The organism is Nocardia sp. AB354, assembly GCF_049538315.1.
In the GTDB taxonomy this organism is placed as follows: Bacteria; Actinomycetota; Actinomycetes; order Mycobacteriales; family Mycobacteriaceae; genus Nocardia; species Nocardia nova.
Genome location: NZ_JBMVFU010000008.1, coordinates 176,456 through 192,989, shown reverse-complemented (window position 1 = coordinate 192,989; position 16,534 = coordinate 176,456). Strand labels below are relative to the sequence as shown.

At 68.5% G+C, this 16,534-nt stretch carries 13 protein-coding genes; 8 read left to right on the top strand and 5 right to left on the bottom strand.

The features are described from left to right. Window positions 1–2 precede the first annotated feature (2 nt). On the bottom strand, window positions 3–1,421 hold the full coding sequence (rox, locus tag ACPCUW_RS14240) for a rifampin monooxygenase (protein WP_423425248.1): 1,419 nt from the start codon (window positions 1,419–1,421) through the stop codon (window positions 3–5). 229 nt (window positions 1,422–1,650) lie between these two features. Further along, window positions 1,651–2,115, bottom strand: a complete 465-nt coding sequence (locus tag ACPCUW_RS14235; protein ID WP_423425246.1) for a GNAT family N-acetyltransferase — start codon at window positions 2,113–2,115, stop codon at window positions 1,651–1,653. Window positions 2,116–2,180: 65 nt separating this feature from the next. On the opposite strand from ACPCUW_RS14235, the gene ACPCUW_RS14230 reads away from it, so the two are divergent. From ACPCUW_RS14230 to ACPCUW_RS14210, 5 genes are all read left to right on the top strand, one after another. Continuing rightward, window positions 2,181–3,395: a site-specific integrase gene (locus tag ACPCUW_RS14230; RefSeq protein WP_064922956.1), complete on the top strand. Its 1,215-nt coding sequence runs from the start codon at window positions 2,181–2,183 to the stop codon at window positions 3,393–3,395. A 241-nt stretch (window positions 3,396–3,636) separates the two neighbouring features. Continuing rightward, a complete protein-coding gene (locus ACPCUW_RS14225) occupies window positions 3,637–5,085 on the top strand; it encodes an amidase (protein WP_423425244.1) in 1,449 nt (482 codons plus the stop codon). A gap of 285 nt (window positions 5,086–5,370) precedes the next feature. Further along, on the top strand, window positions 5,371–6,048 hold the full coding sequence (locus tag ACPCUW_RS14220; RefSeq protein WP_423425242.1) for a nucleotidyltransferase domain-containing protein: 678 nt from the start codon (window positions 5,371–5,373) through the stop codon (window positions 6,046–6,048). Continuing rightward, the gene (locus tag ACPCUW_RS14215; protein WP_423425240.1) at window positions 6,045–6,683 is read left to right on the top strand and encodes a metallophosphoesterase; all 639 of its coding nucleotides are present in this window, start codon (window positions 6,045–6,047) and stop codon (window positions 6,681–6,683) included. Before ACPCUW_RS14220 ends, ACPCUW_RS14215 begins: the two co-directional genes overlap by 4 nt. 9 nt (window positions 6,684–6,692) lie before the next feature. Further along, window positions 6,693–7,337, top strand: a complete 645-nt coding sequence (locus ACPCUW_RS14210) for a LysE family translocator (protein ID WP_423425238.1) — start codon at window positions 6,693–6,695, stop codon at window positions 7,335–7,337. Window positions 7,338–7,398: 61 nt separating this feature from the next. Here ACPCUW_RS14210 and ACPCUW_RS14205 read toward each other — a convergent pair whose 3' ends face one another. Continuing rightward, window positions 7,399–9,705: a molybdopterin-dependent oxidoreductase gene (locus ACPCUW_RS14205; protein WP_423425236.1), complete on the bottom strand. Its 2,307-nt coding sequence runs from the start codon at window positions 9,703–9,705 to the stop codon at window positions 7,399–7,401. A gap of 165 nt (window positions 9,706–9,870) precedes the next feature. On the opposite strand from ACPCUW_RS14205, the gene ACPCUW_RS14200 reads away from it, so the two are divergent. Beyond that, the gene (locus tag ACPCUW_RS14200; protein ID WP_423425234.1) at window positions 9,871–11,205 is read left to right on the top strand and encodes a family 1 glycosylhydrolase; all 1,335 of its coding nucleotides are present in this window, start codon (window positions 9,871–9,873) and stop codon (window positions 11,203–11,205) included. 106 nt (window positions 11,206–11,311) lie between these two features. Beyond that, on the top strand, window positions 11,312–13,006 hold the full coding sequence (locus tag ACPCUW_RS14195; protein WP_423425233.1) for a hydrogenase maturation protein: 1,695 nt from the start codon (window positions 11,312–11,314) through the stop codon (window positions 13,004–13,006). Window positions 13,007–13,067: 61 nt separating this feature from the next. On the opposite strand, the gene ACPCUW_RS14190 is transcribed toward ACPCUW_RS14195, so the two are convergent. After that, a complete protein-coding gene (locus tag ACPCUW_RS14190; protein WP_423425231.1) occupies window positions 13,068–14,567 on the bottom strand; it encodes a flavin-containing monooxygenase in 1,500 nt (499 codons plus the stop codon). A 108-nt stretch (window positions 14,568–14,675) separates the two neighbouring features. Continuing rightward, a complete protein-coding gene (locus tag ACPCUW_RS14185; protein WP_195074043.1) occupies window positions 14,676–14,957 on the bottom strand; it encodes a hypothetical protein in 282 nt (93 codons plus the stop codon). 260 nt (window positions 14,958–15,217) lie between these two features. Here ACPCUW_RS14185 and ACPCUW_RS14180 point away from each other — a divergent pair, with 260 nt between their 5' ends. After that, window positions 15,218–16,480, top strand: coding sequence for a KasA/KasB family beta-ketoacyl-ACP synthase (locus tag ACPCUW_RS14180; protein WP_423425229.1), 1,263 nt, complete (start codon window positions 15,218–15,220; stop codon window positions 16,478–16,480). Window positions 16,481–16,534 lie beyond the last annotated feature (54 nt).

Genomic DNA, 16,534 nt, shown 5'->3' with positions numbered 1-16,534 from the left:
GATCAGGCCGCGCCGAACCAGGTCGGGAGATGGGCGAGCAGATCGTCCTGGTCGTCGCCGACCCACGCCACATGCCCGTCCGGCCGTAAAAGAACTGCGGGAACATCCAATTCGTCGCTGACATCGGCGACGTGATCCACCCGGTCGGCCCACCCCGCCACCGACAGCCGGCCGGTCTGATCCAGCAGCAGTCCGCGGCCCGCGTGCATCAACTCGTAGAGGCGTCCGTCCTTCAACCGCACGTCCCGCAGGCGCCGGCCGAGCAGTTCGTGCCCGTCACCGAAGTCGTAGCGGATCGCCGTGCCGGTGATCTTCTCGGTCAGCCGCCGGTTGACCTCCTCGATATCGATGAGCTCGGTGAGCAGCCGCCGCACCGCACGGGGCCCCGGCTCGAGCGATATCAGCTCCATCTGCGCGCGCGTGTTGTCCAGCACGTCGGCGGCGACCGGGTGCCGCTCGGACTCGTAGCTGTCCAGCAGCCCGGTGGGCGCCCAGCCGGCGACTTCGCCGGCCAGCTTCCACCCCAGATTGAACGCGTCCTGGATGCCGAGGTTGAGACCCTGACCGCCGACCGGCGGATGGACGTGCGCGGCATCCCCGGCCAGCAGCACCCGTCCGGACCGATACCGCGCGGCCAGCCGAGTCGCGTCTCCGAAACGCGAGAGCCAGCGCGGTGAATGCACGCCGAAGTCGGTGCCGGCGGTGGCCACCAGCTGTCGCTTCACCTCCTCCATCGTCGGTGGCACCGTACGGTCCTCGGACAACCCCTCGGCCGGCACTACGAAGCGGAACGTCCCGTTGCCCGACGGCCCGACCCCGAAACGCCGCTGGGTCTTGCGGACCTCGGTCACCACCGCGGCCACGGTCTCCAGCGGCGCGTCCAGCTCGACCTCCCCCAGCAGCGTCTCCACCCGCGTCGGTTCACCGGGGAAATCGATCCCCGCGAGTTTGCGCACGGTGCTGCGTCCGCCGTCGCAGCCGACGAGATACCGTGCGCGCAGCCGGCTGCCGTCGGCCAAGTCGACGGTCACACCCTCCGCATCCTGGGTGGCGCCGACCACCTCGCAGCCGCGCCGGATGTCGACGCCCATCTCGGCCGCATGGTCGGCGAGCAGCCGATCGGTGACGGTCTGCGGAATGCCGAGCACATACGCGTGCGCCGAGTCCAGCTCCGGCTGCGGTGCCGTGATACCGGCGAAGAACCCGCCGACCGGATATTTCGTGCCCAGCTCGAGGAAACGCTCCAGCAGCCCGCGTTGATCCATGACCTCGATACTGCGCGCGTGCAGGCCCAGCGCGCGGACAACCTTCGTCGGCTCGGTCTCCTTCTCCAGCACGACCGGGTTCAGGCCGTGCAACCGCAATTCGCACGCCAGCATCAGACCGGTAGGCCCGGCGCCGGCAACGATCACGTCAATCATGAAACCCCATTCGACACGGTGGTGGCCGAGCCCGCGGAACAGCCGATTTCCGCAGGTCATGGCGTTGGCTCGACGATTGTGCAGCACACCCCCGGCCTTGCCGCAAGACCCCCTGTGCGATATATATTGATAGTGGAAGGGAGTTCGGGGGAACTTCGCGCAATCCGATTCCGGGGCGCAATCCGATTCCGGGCTACTACTGTTCCCGCGCTTCCGCCTCGTCCGCAGCTCACACCGCGCGCGTCATGAAGACACTCGTCCCGTTGTCGAGGTAGTCGCCGAACGCGCCGCACCGCACGAACCCGCACCGTTCGTACAGCGTGCGCGCAGGCCGAAACGCTTCGCCCGCACCGGTTTCCAGACTCACGCGCACCCAGCCGCGGGCGCGTGCCAGCTCGAGCAGATGCGTGACGATCGCGGCGCCGACGCCGTGCCCGCGCGCCGCGTCGACGGTGTGCATCGATTTCAGTTCCCCGTGCCCGCCACCGAGATCACGCACCGCGCCTATACCCAGCAGCAGACCGTCGCGCCGAGCGGTGACCAACGTGAGTAATGGATCGGCCCATCCGCCCTGGTCGAGCGCGAAGACGGCCTCGGCGGGGGTATGGGCCCGCGCGAAGGCGAGATGGCGGGCGGCCAGAGCCCGCACGTCGGCTCGGGCGGGATCGTCGGCGGCGACTGTCACGGACGGCACGGTCGATCATTCTTCCCGGCGCGGGCGGGCGCGGCGAACGTCGTTGCCCGGTAGCCTGTCTCGCGATGAGCGTCTCACCGGATCCCGTGGTCGTCGATATCGCCGTGCCGGAGGCGGTTCGCACCGAATTACGGCGGGGTGTGCGCAGTGTGCTCGTCGACACGGTCGCCCTGCGGATGGTGCGGGAGCGCTTCGACACCGAGCAAGCCGGGGCACTGGGCCGTTATCTGGAGGCTTCACAGTCGCCGAACACGGTGCGCGCCTACCGATCCGACTGGATCGGATGGTCGGCGTGGTGTGCGGCCGAGGCGCGGTGCGCACTTCCCGCGGACGCCCTGGACGTCGCGGTATATCTGGCCGCGGCCGCCGATGCGCGAAAACCGTCCGGTGAGTGGGCATTCGGGCCGGCCACACTGGAACGCAAGAGCGCCGCCATCGCCGCGGTCCATGCCGCCAACGGCCTGCCCTCCCCGACCCGATCCGATGTGGTGCGGCTGACCCTGCGTGGCATTCGCCGCACCCGTCGCAGCGTGCCCAACCGTAAGCGTCCCGTGCTGCTGCACACGCTCGAACAACTGCTGGACGGATTGCCGGCCCCGGGCTGGCCCACCGAGCCGGCCCGCCGCCGAGACCGGCTGATGCTGCTCGTCGGCTTCGCCGGGGCACTGCGCCGTAGCGAACTCGCCGGACTACGCGTCGGCGATGTGGCGGTCACCGTCGATCACCGCACGGGCGAGCCCGTGCTGCTGGTGCGGCTGCCGGCGACAAAAACCGATCCGACCGGCGCGGGCGCCCAATCGGTGGCCCTGCCGCGTGGGGCACGACCCTCGACGTGTCCGGTGTGCGCCTTCGCGGAGTGGATCGACCTGCGCGACATCCATTCCGAGGGCGGCGCCGACGATCTGCGGTCCTGGACTGAGCGCACTACCGCCGCCACCGACATCCACCGCTGCCACGGCTTCACCGGCGCCACCCGGGTCGATCCGCAGGCCCCGCTGTTCCCGCCGGTGTCGCGGCACGGCGGCATCGGCGCGCAGCCGATTTCCGGGCGGGCGGTGGCGGAACTGGTGAAACGCTATGCCGCACGGGCGGGACTCGATCCGGCCCTGTTCTCCGGACATTCGCTGCGCGCCGGATTCGCCACCCAGGCCGCATTGGGCGGCGCGAGCGACCGCGAAATCATGCGCCAGGGCCGCTGGTCCAATCCACGCACCGTGCACGGCTACATCCGCACCGCGAACCCGTTGGAGGACAACGCGGTAACGAAACTCGGGTTGTGAGGCCGAGTCGAACGGTCTGCGGCAGAAGTGGAAATACGGCAGCCATTGTGACATCTATCCCGTTGTCTGAAACGGCATTTCATGGCTTGCGCCGGCAAAGCCGGGGCGCTGTCTGCGTCATGACCTGGGAATATGACAGAACGAATGCGTTGATTTGCCCTGCAAGTGGCCTCGTTCGAATTTCCTCTTTGCGCGAAGAGGTATTTTATGCCCCCTGCCGCGGACCAATACCTTCCGATTCATGGAGTGGAACTTTCAGTCGGCCGAAGAAATTGCGGCTGCCTTGCGTGCCGGTGTGGTGACCTCGGTCGAGCTGACCGACGCGGCGATCGCCCGTATCGAGCGCGACGACAAGGCGATCAACGCGATCTGTGTGCCGGACTTCGACAATGCGCGGGCCGCCGCGCGCGCTGCCGACCGGGCGCGCGCCCGCGGCGAGGACCGCCCGCTGCTCGGTATTCCGGTGACGGTCAAGGAGTCCTACGATATGGCCGGGCTGCCCACGACCTGGGGGATACCGCAGCACGCCGACTATGTACCGACCGAAGACGCGGTACAGGTATCGCGGTTGAAGGCCGCCGGTGCGGTGATCCTCGGCAAAACCAATGTGCCGCTGATGCTGCGAGATATCCAGAGCTTCAACGAGATCTACGGCACCACCAACAATCCGTGGGATCACGGCCGCACGTCGGGTGGGTCGTCCGGCGGTTCGGCGGCGGCCCTGGCATGCGGATTCGGCGCGCTGTCCATCGGCTCCGACCTTGCCGGTTCGTTGCGGACCCCCGCGCATTTCTGCGGCATCTACGCGCACAAGCCGACACTCGGGCTGGCACCCACCCGCGGGATGGTCGCGCCGCCCGCGCCGGCACTGCCGGTGGACCTCGACCTCGCCGTTGTGGGGCCGATGGCGCGCACCGCCCGCGACCTCACACTCCTGCTCGACGTGATGGCCGGACCGGACCCGCTGACCCACGGCGTCGCCTACGACGTCGTATTGCCGCCCGCGCGCCACGACCGGCTCGCCGACTTCCGTGTGCTGGTCGTCGAGGAACATCCGCTCATTCCGACCGGGGCGGCGGTGCGGGCGGGCGTGAACCGGGTCGCCGAGGCGCTCGTGGACGAGGGTGCCCGCGTGGAACGGCACAGCCCGCTGCTGCCCGACCCGACCGAAGCGGCGACACTGTATATGCAGCTGATGCTGTCGAACGCCGCAGCAGGTCTTCCCCTCGACGCGTACCGGCAGCTGCAGACCCGCGCCGCTGTCCTCAGCGAGGACGATCGGGGTCTCGACGCGGCGCGATTGCGCGGCATGGTGCTCAGCCACCGCGACTGGGTAGCGGCGAACAACGGTCGCGAACTCCACCGCCACGGTTGGCGGCGACTGTTCTCCGAGTTCGATGCGGTGGTGTGCCCCGTCACGCCCACTCCCGCCTATCCGCACGACCACAATGGAGATCTGGAGGACCGGCACATCGACATCGACGGCGTCGAGTACCCGTACTTCGACCAGCTGGTGTGGGCCGGCATGGCCACCATGCCCGGCCTGCCCGCCACCGCCATACCGGCGGGCCGCTCGCCCGAGGGCCTGCCGGTGGGAGTGCAGCTCATCGGCCCGATGTTCGAGGACCGCACTCCGCTGCGGCTGGCCGAACTGCTCGAGCAGAAGATCGGCGGCTTCCGGGCACCGTAGTGCGGGCGCTGAGTCGGACCAGTGCGTCGGCGCCGATGCCCCGGCCGGCGCTGCGCACTCGAGACTCTCCCATCGAGTGGGGCCGGAATCCGCACGATGTCGATACCGCTGCGCCACCGGTCGCGTTTGTGCGGTGCGCGGGTCTGAGTGGCTGCGCGGCCGGAAATTGATGTGCGCGTGGCCGTTCGCCCGCACTATCGTTGCCTCTCCGGTGATGGTGCCGGTGCGCTTCGGGGCGTGGCTTGGTCGCAGCGGGCGACAGGGCGTACGGACGGGGGTGGGCAGGTGGAGAATCTGCTGTTGGAGGGCGTCGTCGGGTCGCAGGCGTACGGCTTGGCAACGGCGATGAGCGATACCGACTATGCCGGGGTCTACGCGGAACCGACGAGTGCGTTGCTGGGTTTGCATCCGCCGGCGCGAGCCAGCCGCACCGGCCGCGGTGGCGACGACGCCGTCTACCACGAAATCGGTAAGGCGATGGCCCTGATGCTGTCGTGCAATCCGACGGCCTACGAATTGCTGTGGCTCGACACCTACACGGTCACAACGGCTTTCGGGCGGGAACTCGTCTCGCTGCGTGGGTGTTTCGCGTCGGCGAGGCGGGTCCGGCGGGCGTATGTCGGGTATGCCGCCGCGCAGCTGCGTGATCTGGAACAGCGCCCGCATCCGTCGCCGGGCCGGCGCGCCAAACAAGCCCGCCACACGTTGCGGCTGCTGTGGCAGGGACATCAGCTCTACACCACCGGCTTCCTGCCGATCCGGGTGCCGGATCCGGAGCGCTACCTCGAGTTCGGGCAGCGGGCCGCGGCCGAGGGGGCGACTCCGGTGCGGGCGGTGTTCGCCGAGTACGAGGCGGCATTCGCCGAGGCGACCTCGGCCCTGCGGAAGGAGCCCGACGAAACGCCGATCGAGTCGCTGCTGCAACGGATCCGACGTGCCTATCTGAACGAGGAGACAACATGAGCGAGGTGTGGTTCCTCGCCGATCCGCACGTGGGGCATCGGCTGGTGTCGGGCCTGCGCGGGTTCGACACACCCGAGGCGCACGATGCCGAGCTCGCCGAGCGGTGGGACGGCAGGGTCGGCGTCGAGGATCAGGTCTGGGTGCTCGGCGACATCTCGGTCGGTGGCACGAAGGCCCAGATGACCGCACTCGAGTGGATGTCGCGGCGGCCGGGGGTGAAGCATCTGGTCGCGGGCAACCACGACGGCTGCCACCCGATGCGCTCGCGCGCCGACCACTGGCAGCGCAACTACCTGGCCGCCGGATTCGCGTCCGTGCAGTCGGCGGCCACCCGCAAAATCGCCGGGCAACGAGTCCTGTTGTCGCACTTCCCGTTCGCGGGCACCGCCGACGGCGACCACACCCCGGAAAACCGGTTCGAGGAGTGGCGGCTACCCGCGACCGGCGACAACGCCGGCCGGTGGCTGCTGCACGGCCACACCCACAGTTCGGTGCGGATCCGCGGCCGGATGATTCACGTCGGTCTCGACGCCCATGAGCTGGCGCCGGTGCCGTTGGAGTGGGTGCGCCGAGTCATCGCGGGTACGGAGAAGGAGTCGGAAATCCGGTGGCCGGGCCGGTTCGCCGATCGTTAGGGTCGTCCTGTGGTGGCGCGTGATCATCTGCTCGAATTCGCCGGATTGGCCGCACTGCTCGTCGTCGTCCCCGGGCCGAGCGTCCTGTTCGCGATCACCCGTGCGATCACGGTCGGGCGGCGGGAAGCACTGTTCACCGTGGCCGGCAACGCGGTCGGTGTGTACCTGCAGGTCGCCGCGGTCGCGTTCGGGCTCGGGACCGTGGTCGCGGCGTCGGCCACCGTGTTCACCGCCGTCAAAGTCCTGGGCGCGACCTACCTGATCTATATAGGGCTCCAAGCGATTCGCCATCGAGCTCGGCTGGCCGACACCTTCACCGCTGAGGTGACCGCACTCCGGCGTGGTCCGCTCACCATGCTGCGCGACGGGCTGATCGTCGGATTCGCCAACCCGAAGTCCCTGGTCTTCCTCGCCGCGCTGCTGCCGCAATTCGTCACCCCGGAAAACGGCTGGGTTCCGGTGCAGATGCTGATACTCGGCATGTGTATCCCGATGTTCGGGTTGATCTTCGACTCCGCGTGGGCACTGACCGCCGGGACAGCGCGCGCCTGGTTCGCGCGCTCGCCCCGACGACTGGCCGCCGTCGGAGGTGCCGGTGGGCTCATGATGATCGGACTCGGTACCAGCTTGGCGTTGACCGGCCGAAAAGACTGAGGCTGGAGCCCGGCACATGGGCGTGCACCGCACCCGCCGGATGTCGTTGTCCGGCAGGCGATTAAGAGCAAACGTCCGATGAGGCCGAAACGATCCGCGGTGGGGTGAGCACCGTCAGGTTCGGGACCGCGCCGTGATAGGCCTCGATCTGCACGAGCGCCAGTTGTCCCGTACTGCCCTGGCTCAGCGTGGAGGAGGGGCGGTCCGCGGTGAGCACGTTCGGGTTGCCGTGCCGGCAGAACGACGGATCCGCGGGATCCGGATCGTACCACGCGCCGGTGGACAGTTGCGCGATACCCGGCGCGACCGCGTCGTCGACGACGAGTCCGGCCAGGCAGGAGCCCCGGTCGTTGTACAGGCGCACGATATCGCCGTCGGCCAGACCACGGGAGTGGGCCTCCGATGGATGCAGGCGCACCGGTTCGCGGTCGCGGATCTTCACCGATCGGCTGTGGGCGCCGACGTCGAGCTGGCTGTGCAGTTTGGTGCGCGGCTGGTTGGCGACCAGTTGAAGCGGAAAGCGTTGTGCCGCAGGGCTGCCCAGCCATTCATCCGGTTCGAGCCATATCGGGTGGCCGGGGCAGTCGGAGTAGCCGTACCCGGCGATGGTTTCGGAGAAGATCTCGATGCGACCGGAGGGGGGCGGTAGCGGATGCGTCCCGGGGTCGGCGCGGAAATCCGCGAACACCACCTGCGGTGGGTCGGCGACGGGCAGGTCGAGACCGGAACCGGCCCAGAACCGGTCGAAGTCCGGGAAGCCTCGTCCGCGTTCGCCGAGGTCGGACAACCATTGCTCGTACAGGTGCCGCAGCCATTCGCCTGTTGTGCGTCCCTCGGTGAATTCCTTGCCGGTGCCGAGTCTTTCGGACAATTCGGCGAGGATGTCGTAGTCGTCGCGGGCTTGCCCGTACGGGCGGGTGAGGGCCGGCATCGGGAACAGGACGCCGTCGTTGTCGCCGGTGCCGTAGTCGTCGCGTTCGATGGTCATGGTGGCCGGCAGCACGATATCGGCGTGGCGGGCGGTGGCGGTCCAGAACGAGTCGTGGACGACGATGGTGTCGGGCCGATCGAAGGCGCGGCGCAGGCGCGCCAGGTCCTGATGGTGATGGAAGGGGTTGCCACCGGCCCAATAGACCAGGCGGATATCGGGATAGCGCAGCTCACGTCCGTCGTATCGGAACGGCGTGCCGGGTGCGAGCAGCATATCGGCGATGCGCGCGACGGGGATGAATCGGTCGATCGGGTTGGCGCCCTGGGGAAGTCGCGGCAGCGGCAGGGTGCGGGTGGGTTCGCCGACGCTCGCCGAGGATCCGTAGCCGTGTCCGAAACCGCCGCCGGGCAATCCGATCTGGCCCAGCATGGCGGCCAGCACCACGCCCAGCCACGTCGGTTGCTCCCCGTACTGCGCCCGCTGCAGCGACCAGCTCACCGTGACGAGCGTGCGCGCCGCGGCCATCTCGTGTGCCAGCGCCCGGATGCGTTCGGCCGGCACCCCGGTGATCGCGGCCGCCCAGACGGGATCCTTCACCACCCCGTCGGCCGTGCCGCGTAGATAGTGCGCGAACTGTTCGTAGCCGACGGTGTGGGAGTTCAGGAATGCGGTGTCGGCCAGGCCGTCGGCGTCGAGAACCTGGGCCAGCGCGAGCATCAGCGCGGCGTCGGTGCCCGGGCGCGGGGTGATCCACTCCGCCTCCGCGACCTCGGCGGTGTCGTCGCGCAGCGGGGCGACGGTGACGAACCGGCAGCCACGCCGCCGGGCTCGCTCGATCCAGTCGCGGGTGTGGTGGCGCGAGACACCGCCCGGATTGACCGCGGCGTTCTTCGGCGAGATACCTCCGAACGCGACCACCAGTTCCGTGTTCTCGGCGATCACCGATTTGGCGGTGAAGCGTCCCAGCAGCGCGAACAGCGGACCCAGCACATAGGGCAGCAATACCGTGGAGGTGCCCAGGCTGTAGCTGTTGACGTGACGGACGTAGCCACCCAGGCAGTTCAGGAACCGGTGCAACTGGCTCTGGGCGTGATGGAATCGTCCCGCGCTGGCCCAGCCGTAGGAACCGCCGTAGACGGCTTCGGGGCCGAATTCGCTGTAGACCCGGCGCAATTCGCCGCTGAGCAGATCCAGCGCGCGGTCCCAGCTCACCGGGACATAGGAATCGCTGCCGCGGCCGGAGGCTCCCGGTCCGTGTTCGAGCCATGATTTCCGGACGTAGGGCCGGTCTATGCGGGTTGGGTGATGCTGCGCCGAAGCCACATTGCCGATCAGCGGGGTGGGCTCGGGATCGCCGGGCCAGGGCCGTACGTCGGTCAGCCGTTCGCCGTCGCTGACGGCGTCGAACGCTCCCCAATGCGTCATGTGCGTGGCCATGGCCGCCACCCTAGCCGCGCGCACCGACAGTGTTCGACCGAATTACGCAACATCTGGACACTTGCCCAATTGCGGGTGAGAATGACTGCGCCGCAACCGGCCGTACGCGAGTGGTGACCGGGTTACCGTTGCCGGAGCGTGCCCCACCGGATACCGAGGAGTTCGATGCGCAACGTCAGTCGCCGCCAGGCTTTCGGTCTGCTCGCCGCCGGGACCGCCGCCGCCGTGGCCGGTCCCGCCGCCTTCGCCCGGGCCCGTCCCGCCGCGCCGGCCACCGTGCCGAATCTGGGCGGTGACTTCCTGTGGGGTGTGGCCAGCGCCGGATTCCAGTGCGAAGGCCATGCGCCCGACAGCAACTGGCTCCGGTACGTGGCCTCGCATCCCGACTTCGACCGTTACCACGATGCGGTCGATTTCTTCACCGGCTATCGCTCCGATATCGGACTGGCCGCCGGCCTCGGCGTCGGCGTCTACCGCATCAGCGTCGAATGGGCACGGGTGCAGCCGCGGCCCGGCGAATGGGACGCGGCCGGATTCGCCTTCTACGACAGCGTTCTCGACATGATGGCCGCACACGGCATCCGCCCGATGCTGACCCTGGACCACTGGGTGTATCCCGGCTGGGCCGCCGACCGCGGCGGCTGGGCGCATCCGGCGATGCTCGACGACTGGCTGGCCAACGCGCGAACGGTGGTGCAGCGCTATGCCTCTCGCAATCCGCTGTGGGTCACGCTCAACGAGCCGGCAATGTACATCGTCAACGAAACCCGCAACGGCGGATTGTCGCCGGCGGACGTCCCGGCGATGCAGCTGCGACTGATCCAGGCGCACAACACCATCTACGACGACATCCACCGGATGCAGCCGGGCGCCATGGTGACCAGCAACCTCGCCTACATCGTCGGCACCGCGGAACCGGTGGTCAACGGTCCGATGATCGATGCCATCGCCGCGAAACTCGACTATGTCGGCATCGATTACTACTACGGGCACACCCCGCAGGACCTGGCCCGGCTGTCGCCGGGCGACCTCGAGCAGCTGTGGAAGATGCCCCTGCAACCCGAGGGAATCTACTACGCGCTGGAATACTATTCGCGTCGATTCCCCGGTAAGCCGCTGTACATAGTGGAGAACGGCATGCCGACCGAGAACGGCGCGCCCCGCCCCGACGGTTACACCCGCGGCGACGATCTGCGCGACACCGTGTACTGGCTCCAGCGCGCCAAAGCCGACGGCATCGACGTGATGGGCTACAACTACTGGTCGATCACCGACAACTACGAGTGGGGCAGCTACACACCGCGCTTCGGCTTGTACACCGTCGACGTGCTGACCGACCCCGCTCTGACCCGCCGCCCCACCGACGCCGTGGACGCCTACCGCGCGATCACTCGGGCCGGGGGTGTTTCCGCGGACTACCGTCCCGCGCGCGGACCGGTGGCCTGTTCGCTGGTCGACATTCCGGGCAGCTGTGCCGATCCGGTGACCGTGCCGCACTGATCGCACCCACCCGGTATGCGGGCGCGCGGCACTGGGGCTAGTTTCAGAGGGGCAAATGTTGCGGTCCGGTCACGGACCGACGAAACACCCTGATGGAGGACAGCTCGTGCGCATCCTGTTGGTCGCCAGCGCATTCAACAGTCTCACCCAGCGAGTGCATGCCGAATTGCGGGAACGCGATCACGAGGTCGGCGTCGAGTTGGCTCTCGGCGACGATCTACTCCGTGCCCGGGTCGCCCGCTTCCGGCCGGATCTGATTCTGGCGCCGATGCTCACCACGGCGATTCCCGAGGATGTGTGGACCGAACATCCGGTGTTCATCGTGCATCCGGGACCGATGGGCGATCGGGGGCCGTCGTCGCTGGACTGGGCCATCACCGAGGGTGCGACCCGCTGGGGTGTGACGGTGCTGCAGGCGGTGGCGGAGATGGACGCCGGTCCGATCTGGGCGTCGGCGGGTTTCGATGTGGCGCCGTGCGGTAAGAGCGAGCTGTATCGCAACGAGGTGTCCGACGCGGCGGTCGAGGCGGTGCTGACGGCGGTGCGCCGTTTCGCATCCGGCGACTACGTGCCCGAACCGCTGGATTACGACCGCCCCGACGTCACCGGCCGGCTGCGGCCGTTCCTCACCCAGCAGGTACGCCGCATCGATTGGGCCAGCGCCGATACCGCCACGGTGATCCGCACCCTGCGCGCGGCCGATTCCCAGCCGGGTGTGCTGGACGAACTGTTCGGCCGCGAATACTTCGTCCACGGTGGCCATTACGAGGACCGGCTGCGTGGCGAACCGGGCGCGGTGATCGCCACCCGCGACGGTGCGATCTGCCGGGCCACCGTCGACGGTGCGGTGTGGTTGCCGCAGCTGCGCCCGCGCCGCGTGCCGGGCGGACCGGTGACGTTCAAGATGCCGGCCACCGACGCGCTGGGCGCCGATCTGCCCGCCGGAGTCCCCGAGGTGCCGGTCTCCCCCGCCGAGGCGGCGGTGCGCGATACCTGGTCGGAGCTGCGCTACCACGAGGACGCCGGCGTGGGATATCTCGAATTCGCCTATCCCGGTGGGGCGATGGACACCCGGCAGTGCCGGCGGCTGCTGACCGCGTATCGCGAGGCCTGCGATCGACCGGTGGATGTGCTGGTGCTGGGGCCGCGGCGCGACTTCTTCTCCAACGGCATCCATCTCAACGTGATCGAGGCGGCCGCCGATCCGGCCGAGGAGTCGTGGCGCAATATCAACGCGATCGACGATGTGGTGGAGGCGATTCTCACCACCACCGACAAACTGGTGATCGCGGCGCTGTCGGGCAATGCCGCCGCCGGTGGGGTGATGCTGGCCCTGGCCGCCGACCACGTGTGGTGCCGGGAATCGGTGGTGCTCAATCCGCACTACCGGCTGATGGGCCTGCACGGTTCGGAGTATTGGACCTACACCTTGCCGCAACGGGTGGGCACGGAGATGGCGGAGCAGCTGACCAGCCGGACCCTGCCGGTCGGCGCGCGGGCCGCGGCGCGAGTGGGTTTGGTGGACAAGGTGTTCGAAGGCTCCACCGAGCAGTTCCGGGCACAGGTTCGGCGCGAGGCCGAAAACCTCGCGGCCGCACCGGAACTGCAGAATCTACTGCTGGCGAAGAAGCAGCGCCGCGCGGCCGACGAGGCGGTGCGGCCGTTGGCGCGGTATCGGGCCGAGGAGCTGGCGCATATGCATCGCAACTTCTTCGGCGACGGCGAGTCCTATCACCGGTTGCGGCGTGAATTCGTCGCCAACACCAAACCGCTGGCGACGCCCGCGCATCTGCTGGGCTGAGGTCCCGGGCCGTCCGGTCGCGTGCGCTGCCGCGACCGGACGGTGTTCCGCGCGAAGATGTTCAGGCGGAACGGGATTCGACGACCGGGCGAGCGGCCGCCGAACCGGTGCCGAAGCGCAGGATGCCGTCTTCGAGGTCGGCTTTGCGCAGCAGCGCGCGGTCGCGGTAGTAGTTGTTGATCACCTTCCACGGGCCGCGGCGGCCCTGGCGCGGCATGACCGCGTCGCCGCGGGCGATGTAGCCGGAGGTCAGCGCGCCGCCCATCATCGATTCCGGCGCCCGGTCGGCTTCCTCGGCTTCGGCGACGAACGTCGAATACCCCTCGGCCTTCATGTGATTGAGCAGGCGGCAGAAGTATTCGGCGGCGAGATCGGCCTTCAGCGTCCAGGAGGCGTTGGTGTAGCCGATGATCATCATGGCGTTGGGCAGCCCGCTCATCAGCGCACCCTTGTAGGCGACCAGATCGCGGGTGGCGATCGGGGTGCCGTCCACATCGATCGCCGCGCCGCCTAGCATCTGGATGTTGAGGCCGGTCGCGCTGATCACGATGTCGGCCGGCAGTTCCTCGCCGGATTCCAGGCGGATGCCGGTTTCGGTGAAGGTCGCGATCCGGTCGGTGACGATGGAGGCGCGTCCGTTGCGCAGCACCTTGAACAGATCCCCGTTGGGAACGATGCACAGCCGCTGATCCCACGGGTTGTAGCTGGGGCTGAAGTGGCGCATGTCCACGTTCGGCCCGACGGCGACCCGCACGGCCTGCAGGAGCAGTTTCCGCGACAGGGCGGGGTTGCTGCGGGAGAGGGCGAAACTGGCGCGCTGCAGGGCGATATTGCGGGCGCGGCCGGTCTTGTAGGCCAGCGCGGCGGGCAGTTTGGCCTTCTTCATGCCGACCGCGACGGGGTCCTCGGCCGGCAGCGGCGCGATGTAGGTGGGCGAACGCTGCAGCATGGTCACGTGCGCGGCGTCCTCGCTCATGGCCGGGACCAGCGTGATCGCAGTGGCGCCGGAGCCGATGACGACGACCCGCTTGCCGCGGTAGTCCAGGTCCTCGGGCCAGTGCTGGGGGTGCACGATCTGCCCGCCGAAGTTCTCCTCACCGGGGAACTGCGGGCGAAAGCCCTGGTCGTAGTCGTAGTAGCCGGTGCAGCCGACCAGGAAGTTGCTGGTGTAGGTCTCGGTGTCGCCGGTCTGTTCGTCGAGCGCCTCGGTGGTCCACAGCTGTTCGGTGCTGGACCAGCTCGACTTCACGACCTTGCGGCCGAAGCGGATGTGGCGGGTGACGCCGTATTCCTCGGCGGTGTCGGCGATGTACTGGCGGATGTGCGGTCCGTCGGCGAGCACCTTGGTGCCGATCCAGGGGCGGAAGCCGTAGCCGAAGGTGAGCATGTCGGAGTCCGAGCGGATGCCCGGGTAGCGGAACAGGTCCCAGGTGCCCCCGATCGCGCTGCGCCGTTCGAGGATCGCGTAGCTGCGTCCGGTGTTCTCCCGGCTGAGATGGCAGGCCATCCCGATGCCGGACAGGCCCGCACCGATGATCAACACGTCGACATGCCGCGTCATTGAGGTATCCGTTTCGTCCGAATGTCAGCCCGGACCTCGCCGTCCGGATACCCGAAGGTTACGTGTTATTTCTGGTTACGTCTAGTCGCGGCAGCGGCGGAGGGGCGATCAGTGCATGGCCGCGCCGAGGATCTCCCCCGCGCCCGCGGTGGTCAGCCCGATCGCGACGACGCCGACGGCCACCCGCGACACCGTGGCCCGCGCGACCCCGCGCCGACTCGCCAGATGGACCCAGCAACCGACCGCGATCGCCGTTGCCAGCAAATGCAACCAGATGAGATTTCGAAGCAGTACCGTCGTCACCCCCGCGCCCGGTGGCGCCTGCGGCCCCACGTTGTCCAACTGAGCCGTAAAAATGTCGTGAACAGCGTTGACAGTCATCGCGGGCACGCCCTTCCCCTCGCCCGTCCGGTCGGGCGCACCGCTGCGGACGCACCCATCCGTGACCCTCAACGGTACCCCCGCGGCAAATTTCTAGCATCCCCATTTCGGGTCCTTCGTGAGCGGTCGGAGGCTACGCTGACCGAGGCGCACCACCGCCCCCGCGGCGGGGTCGGCCGGCCGATGACGGCGAGGTCGTCGGCGGTCGCCGGTGCCGCCGAGTTTCGTGTCCGGGGAAATGAGGGACCGACAGTGAGGAATCGACGACCGTGCGTACGCTCGATACCAATTTCAACACCCGCAACGGCGGCTTCCGCGAGGTAGTCGTCACCGCGATTGAGATCACCACCTCCATCGGCGCCGATACCGAAAGTACTTGGCAGGCGCTACTTTCCGGCGCCAGCGGGATCAAGGTCCTCACCGACGAGGACATCATCCGCCAGGATCTGCCCAATGCGATCGGCGGCAAACTGATCCACGACCCCACCACCGATCTGGACCGGGTGCGCAAGCGCCGCATGTGCTACGTCCAGCAGATGTCGTACGCGATGGGTCAGCGGCTGTGGGAGACCGCGGGGACACCGGAGGTCGACAAGGACCGCCTCGGCGTCTGCATCGGCACCGGCCTGGGCGGCGCCGACGTCATCGTCGAAGCCCACGACACCATGCGCGAACACGGCTACCGCAAGGTGTCCCCGTTCGCGGTGCCGATGAGCATGCCCAACGGCGTCTCGGGCGTGGTCGGACTGGACATCGGGGCGCGCGCGAGCCTGGTGACGCCGGTGTCGGCGTGCGCCTCGGGCAACGAGGCGCTGGTGCACGCGTGGCGCTCGATCGTGCTGGGCGATGCCGACATGGTCGTCGCGGGCGGGGTGGAGGGCTACATCAACCCGATGGCGATCGCCGGATTCACCATGGCCCGCGCGCTCAGCTCCCGCGTCGACGAACCCGAACGAGCGTCGCGGCCCTTCGATCGCGACCGGGACGGTTTCGTCTTCGGTGAGGCCGCCGCGCTGCTGCTGCTCGAATCGGAGGAGCATGCGCTGGCGCGCGGGGCGACACCGCTGGCCCGGCTGCTCGGCGCCGGATTGACCGCGGACGGGTACCACATGGTCGCCCCCGATCCGGAGGGGCTCGGCTGTGCCCGGGCGATGCGCCGAGCCATCGAGACCGCGGGGGTGAGCGCCGTCGATGTCGATCACGTCAACGCTCACGCCACCGGCACCTCGATCGGCGATCTGGCCGAGGCCAAGGGCATCGCCGCCGCCATCGGCACCCATCCGGCGGTCTACGCGCCGAAGTCGGCACTCGGGCATTCGGTGGGTGCGGTGGGCGCGCTCGAGGCCGCGATCTCGGTGCTGACACTGCGTGATCAGGTCATCCCGCCGACGCTCAACCTCGACAATCAGGACCCGGGGATCGAGCTCGACATCGTGCACGACAAACCGCGGCACACCGACGTCGAGTTCGCGATGAACAACTCCTTCGGATTCGGCGGCCACAACGCGGCGGTACTGTTCGGCCGCTACTGACCGAGCAGATCCGGGTGCGTCTGCCCGGTTCGCCCGATCGCACCGGGATTCACG

Bases quoted from the DNA above. Each gene is read 5' to 3' on its own strand.
- rox (WP_423425248.1), bottom strand. From the start codon at position 1,421: ATGATTGACGTGATCGTTGCCGGCGCCGGGCCTACCGGTCTGATGCTG.
- ACPCUW_RS14230 (WP_064922956.1), top strand. From the start codon at position 2,181: ATGAGCGTCTCACCGGATCCCGTGGTCGTCGATATCGCCGTGCCGGAG.
- ACPCUW_RS14225 (WP_423425244.1), top strand. From the start codon at position 3,637: ATGGAGTGGAACTTTCAGTCGGCCGAAGAAATTGCGGCTGCCTTGCGT.
- ACPCUW_RS14215 (WP_423425240.1), top strand. From the start codon at position 6,045: ATGAGCGAGGTGTGGTTCCTCGCCGATCCGCACGTGGGGCATCGGCTG.
- ACPCUW_RS14205 (WP_423425236.1), bottom strand. From the start codon at position 9,705: ATGGCCACGCACATGACGCATTGGGGAGCGTTCGACGCCGTCAGCGAC.
- ACPCUW_RS14200 (WP_423425234.1), top strand. From the start codon at position 9,871: ATGCGCAACGTCAGTCGCCGCCAGGCTTTCGGTCTGCTCGCCGCCGGG.
- ACPCUW_RS14190 (WP_423425231.1), bottom strand. From the start codon at position 14,567: ATGACGCGGCATGTCGACGTGTTGATCATCGGTGCGGGCCTGTCCGGC.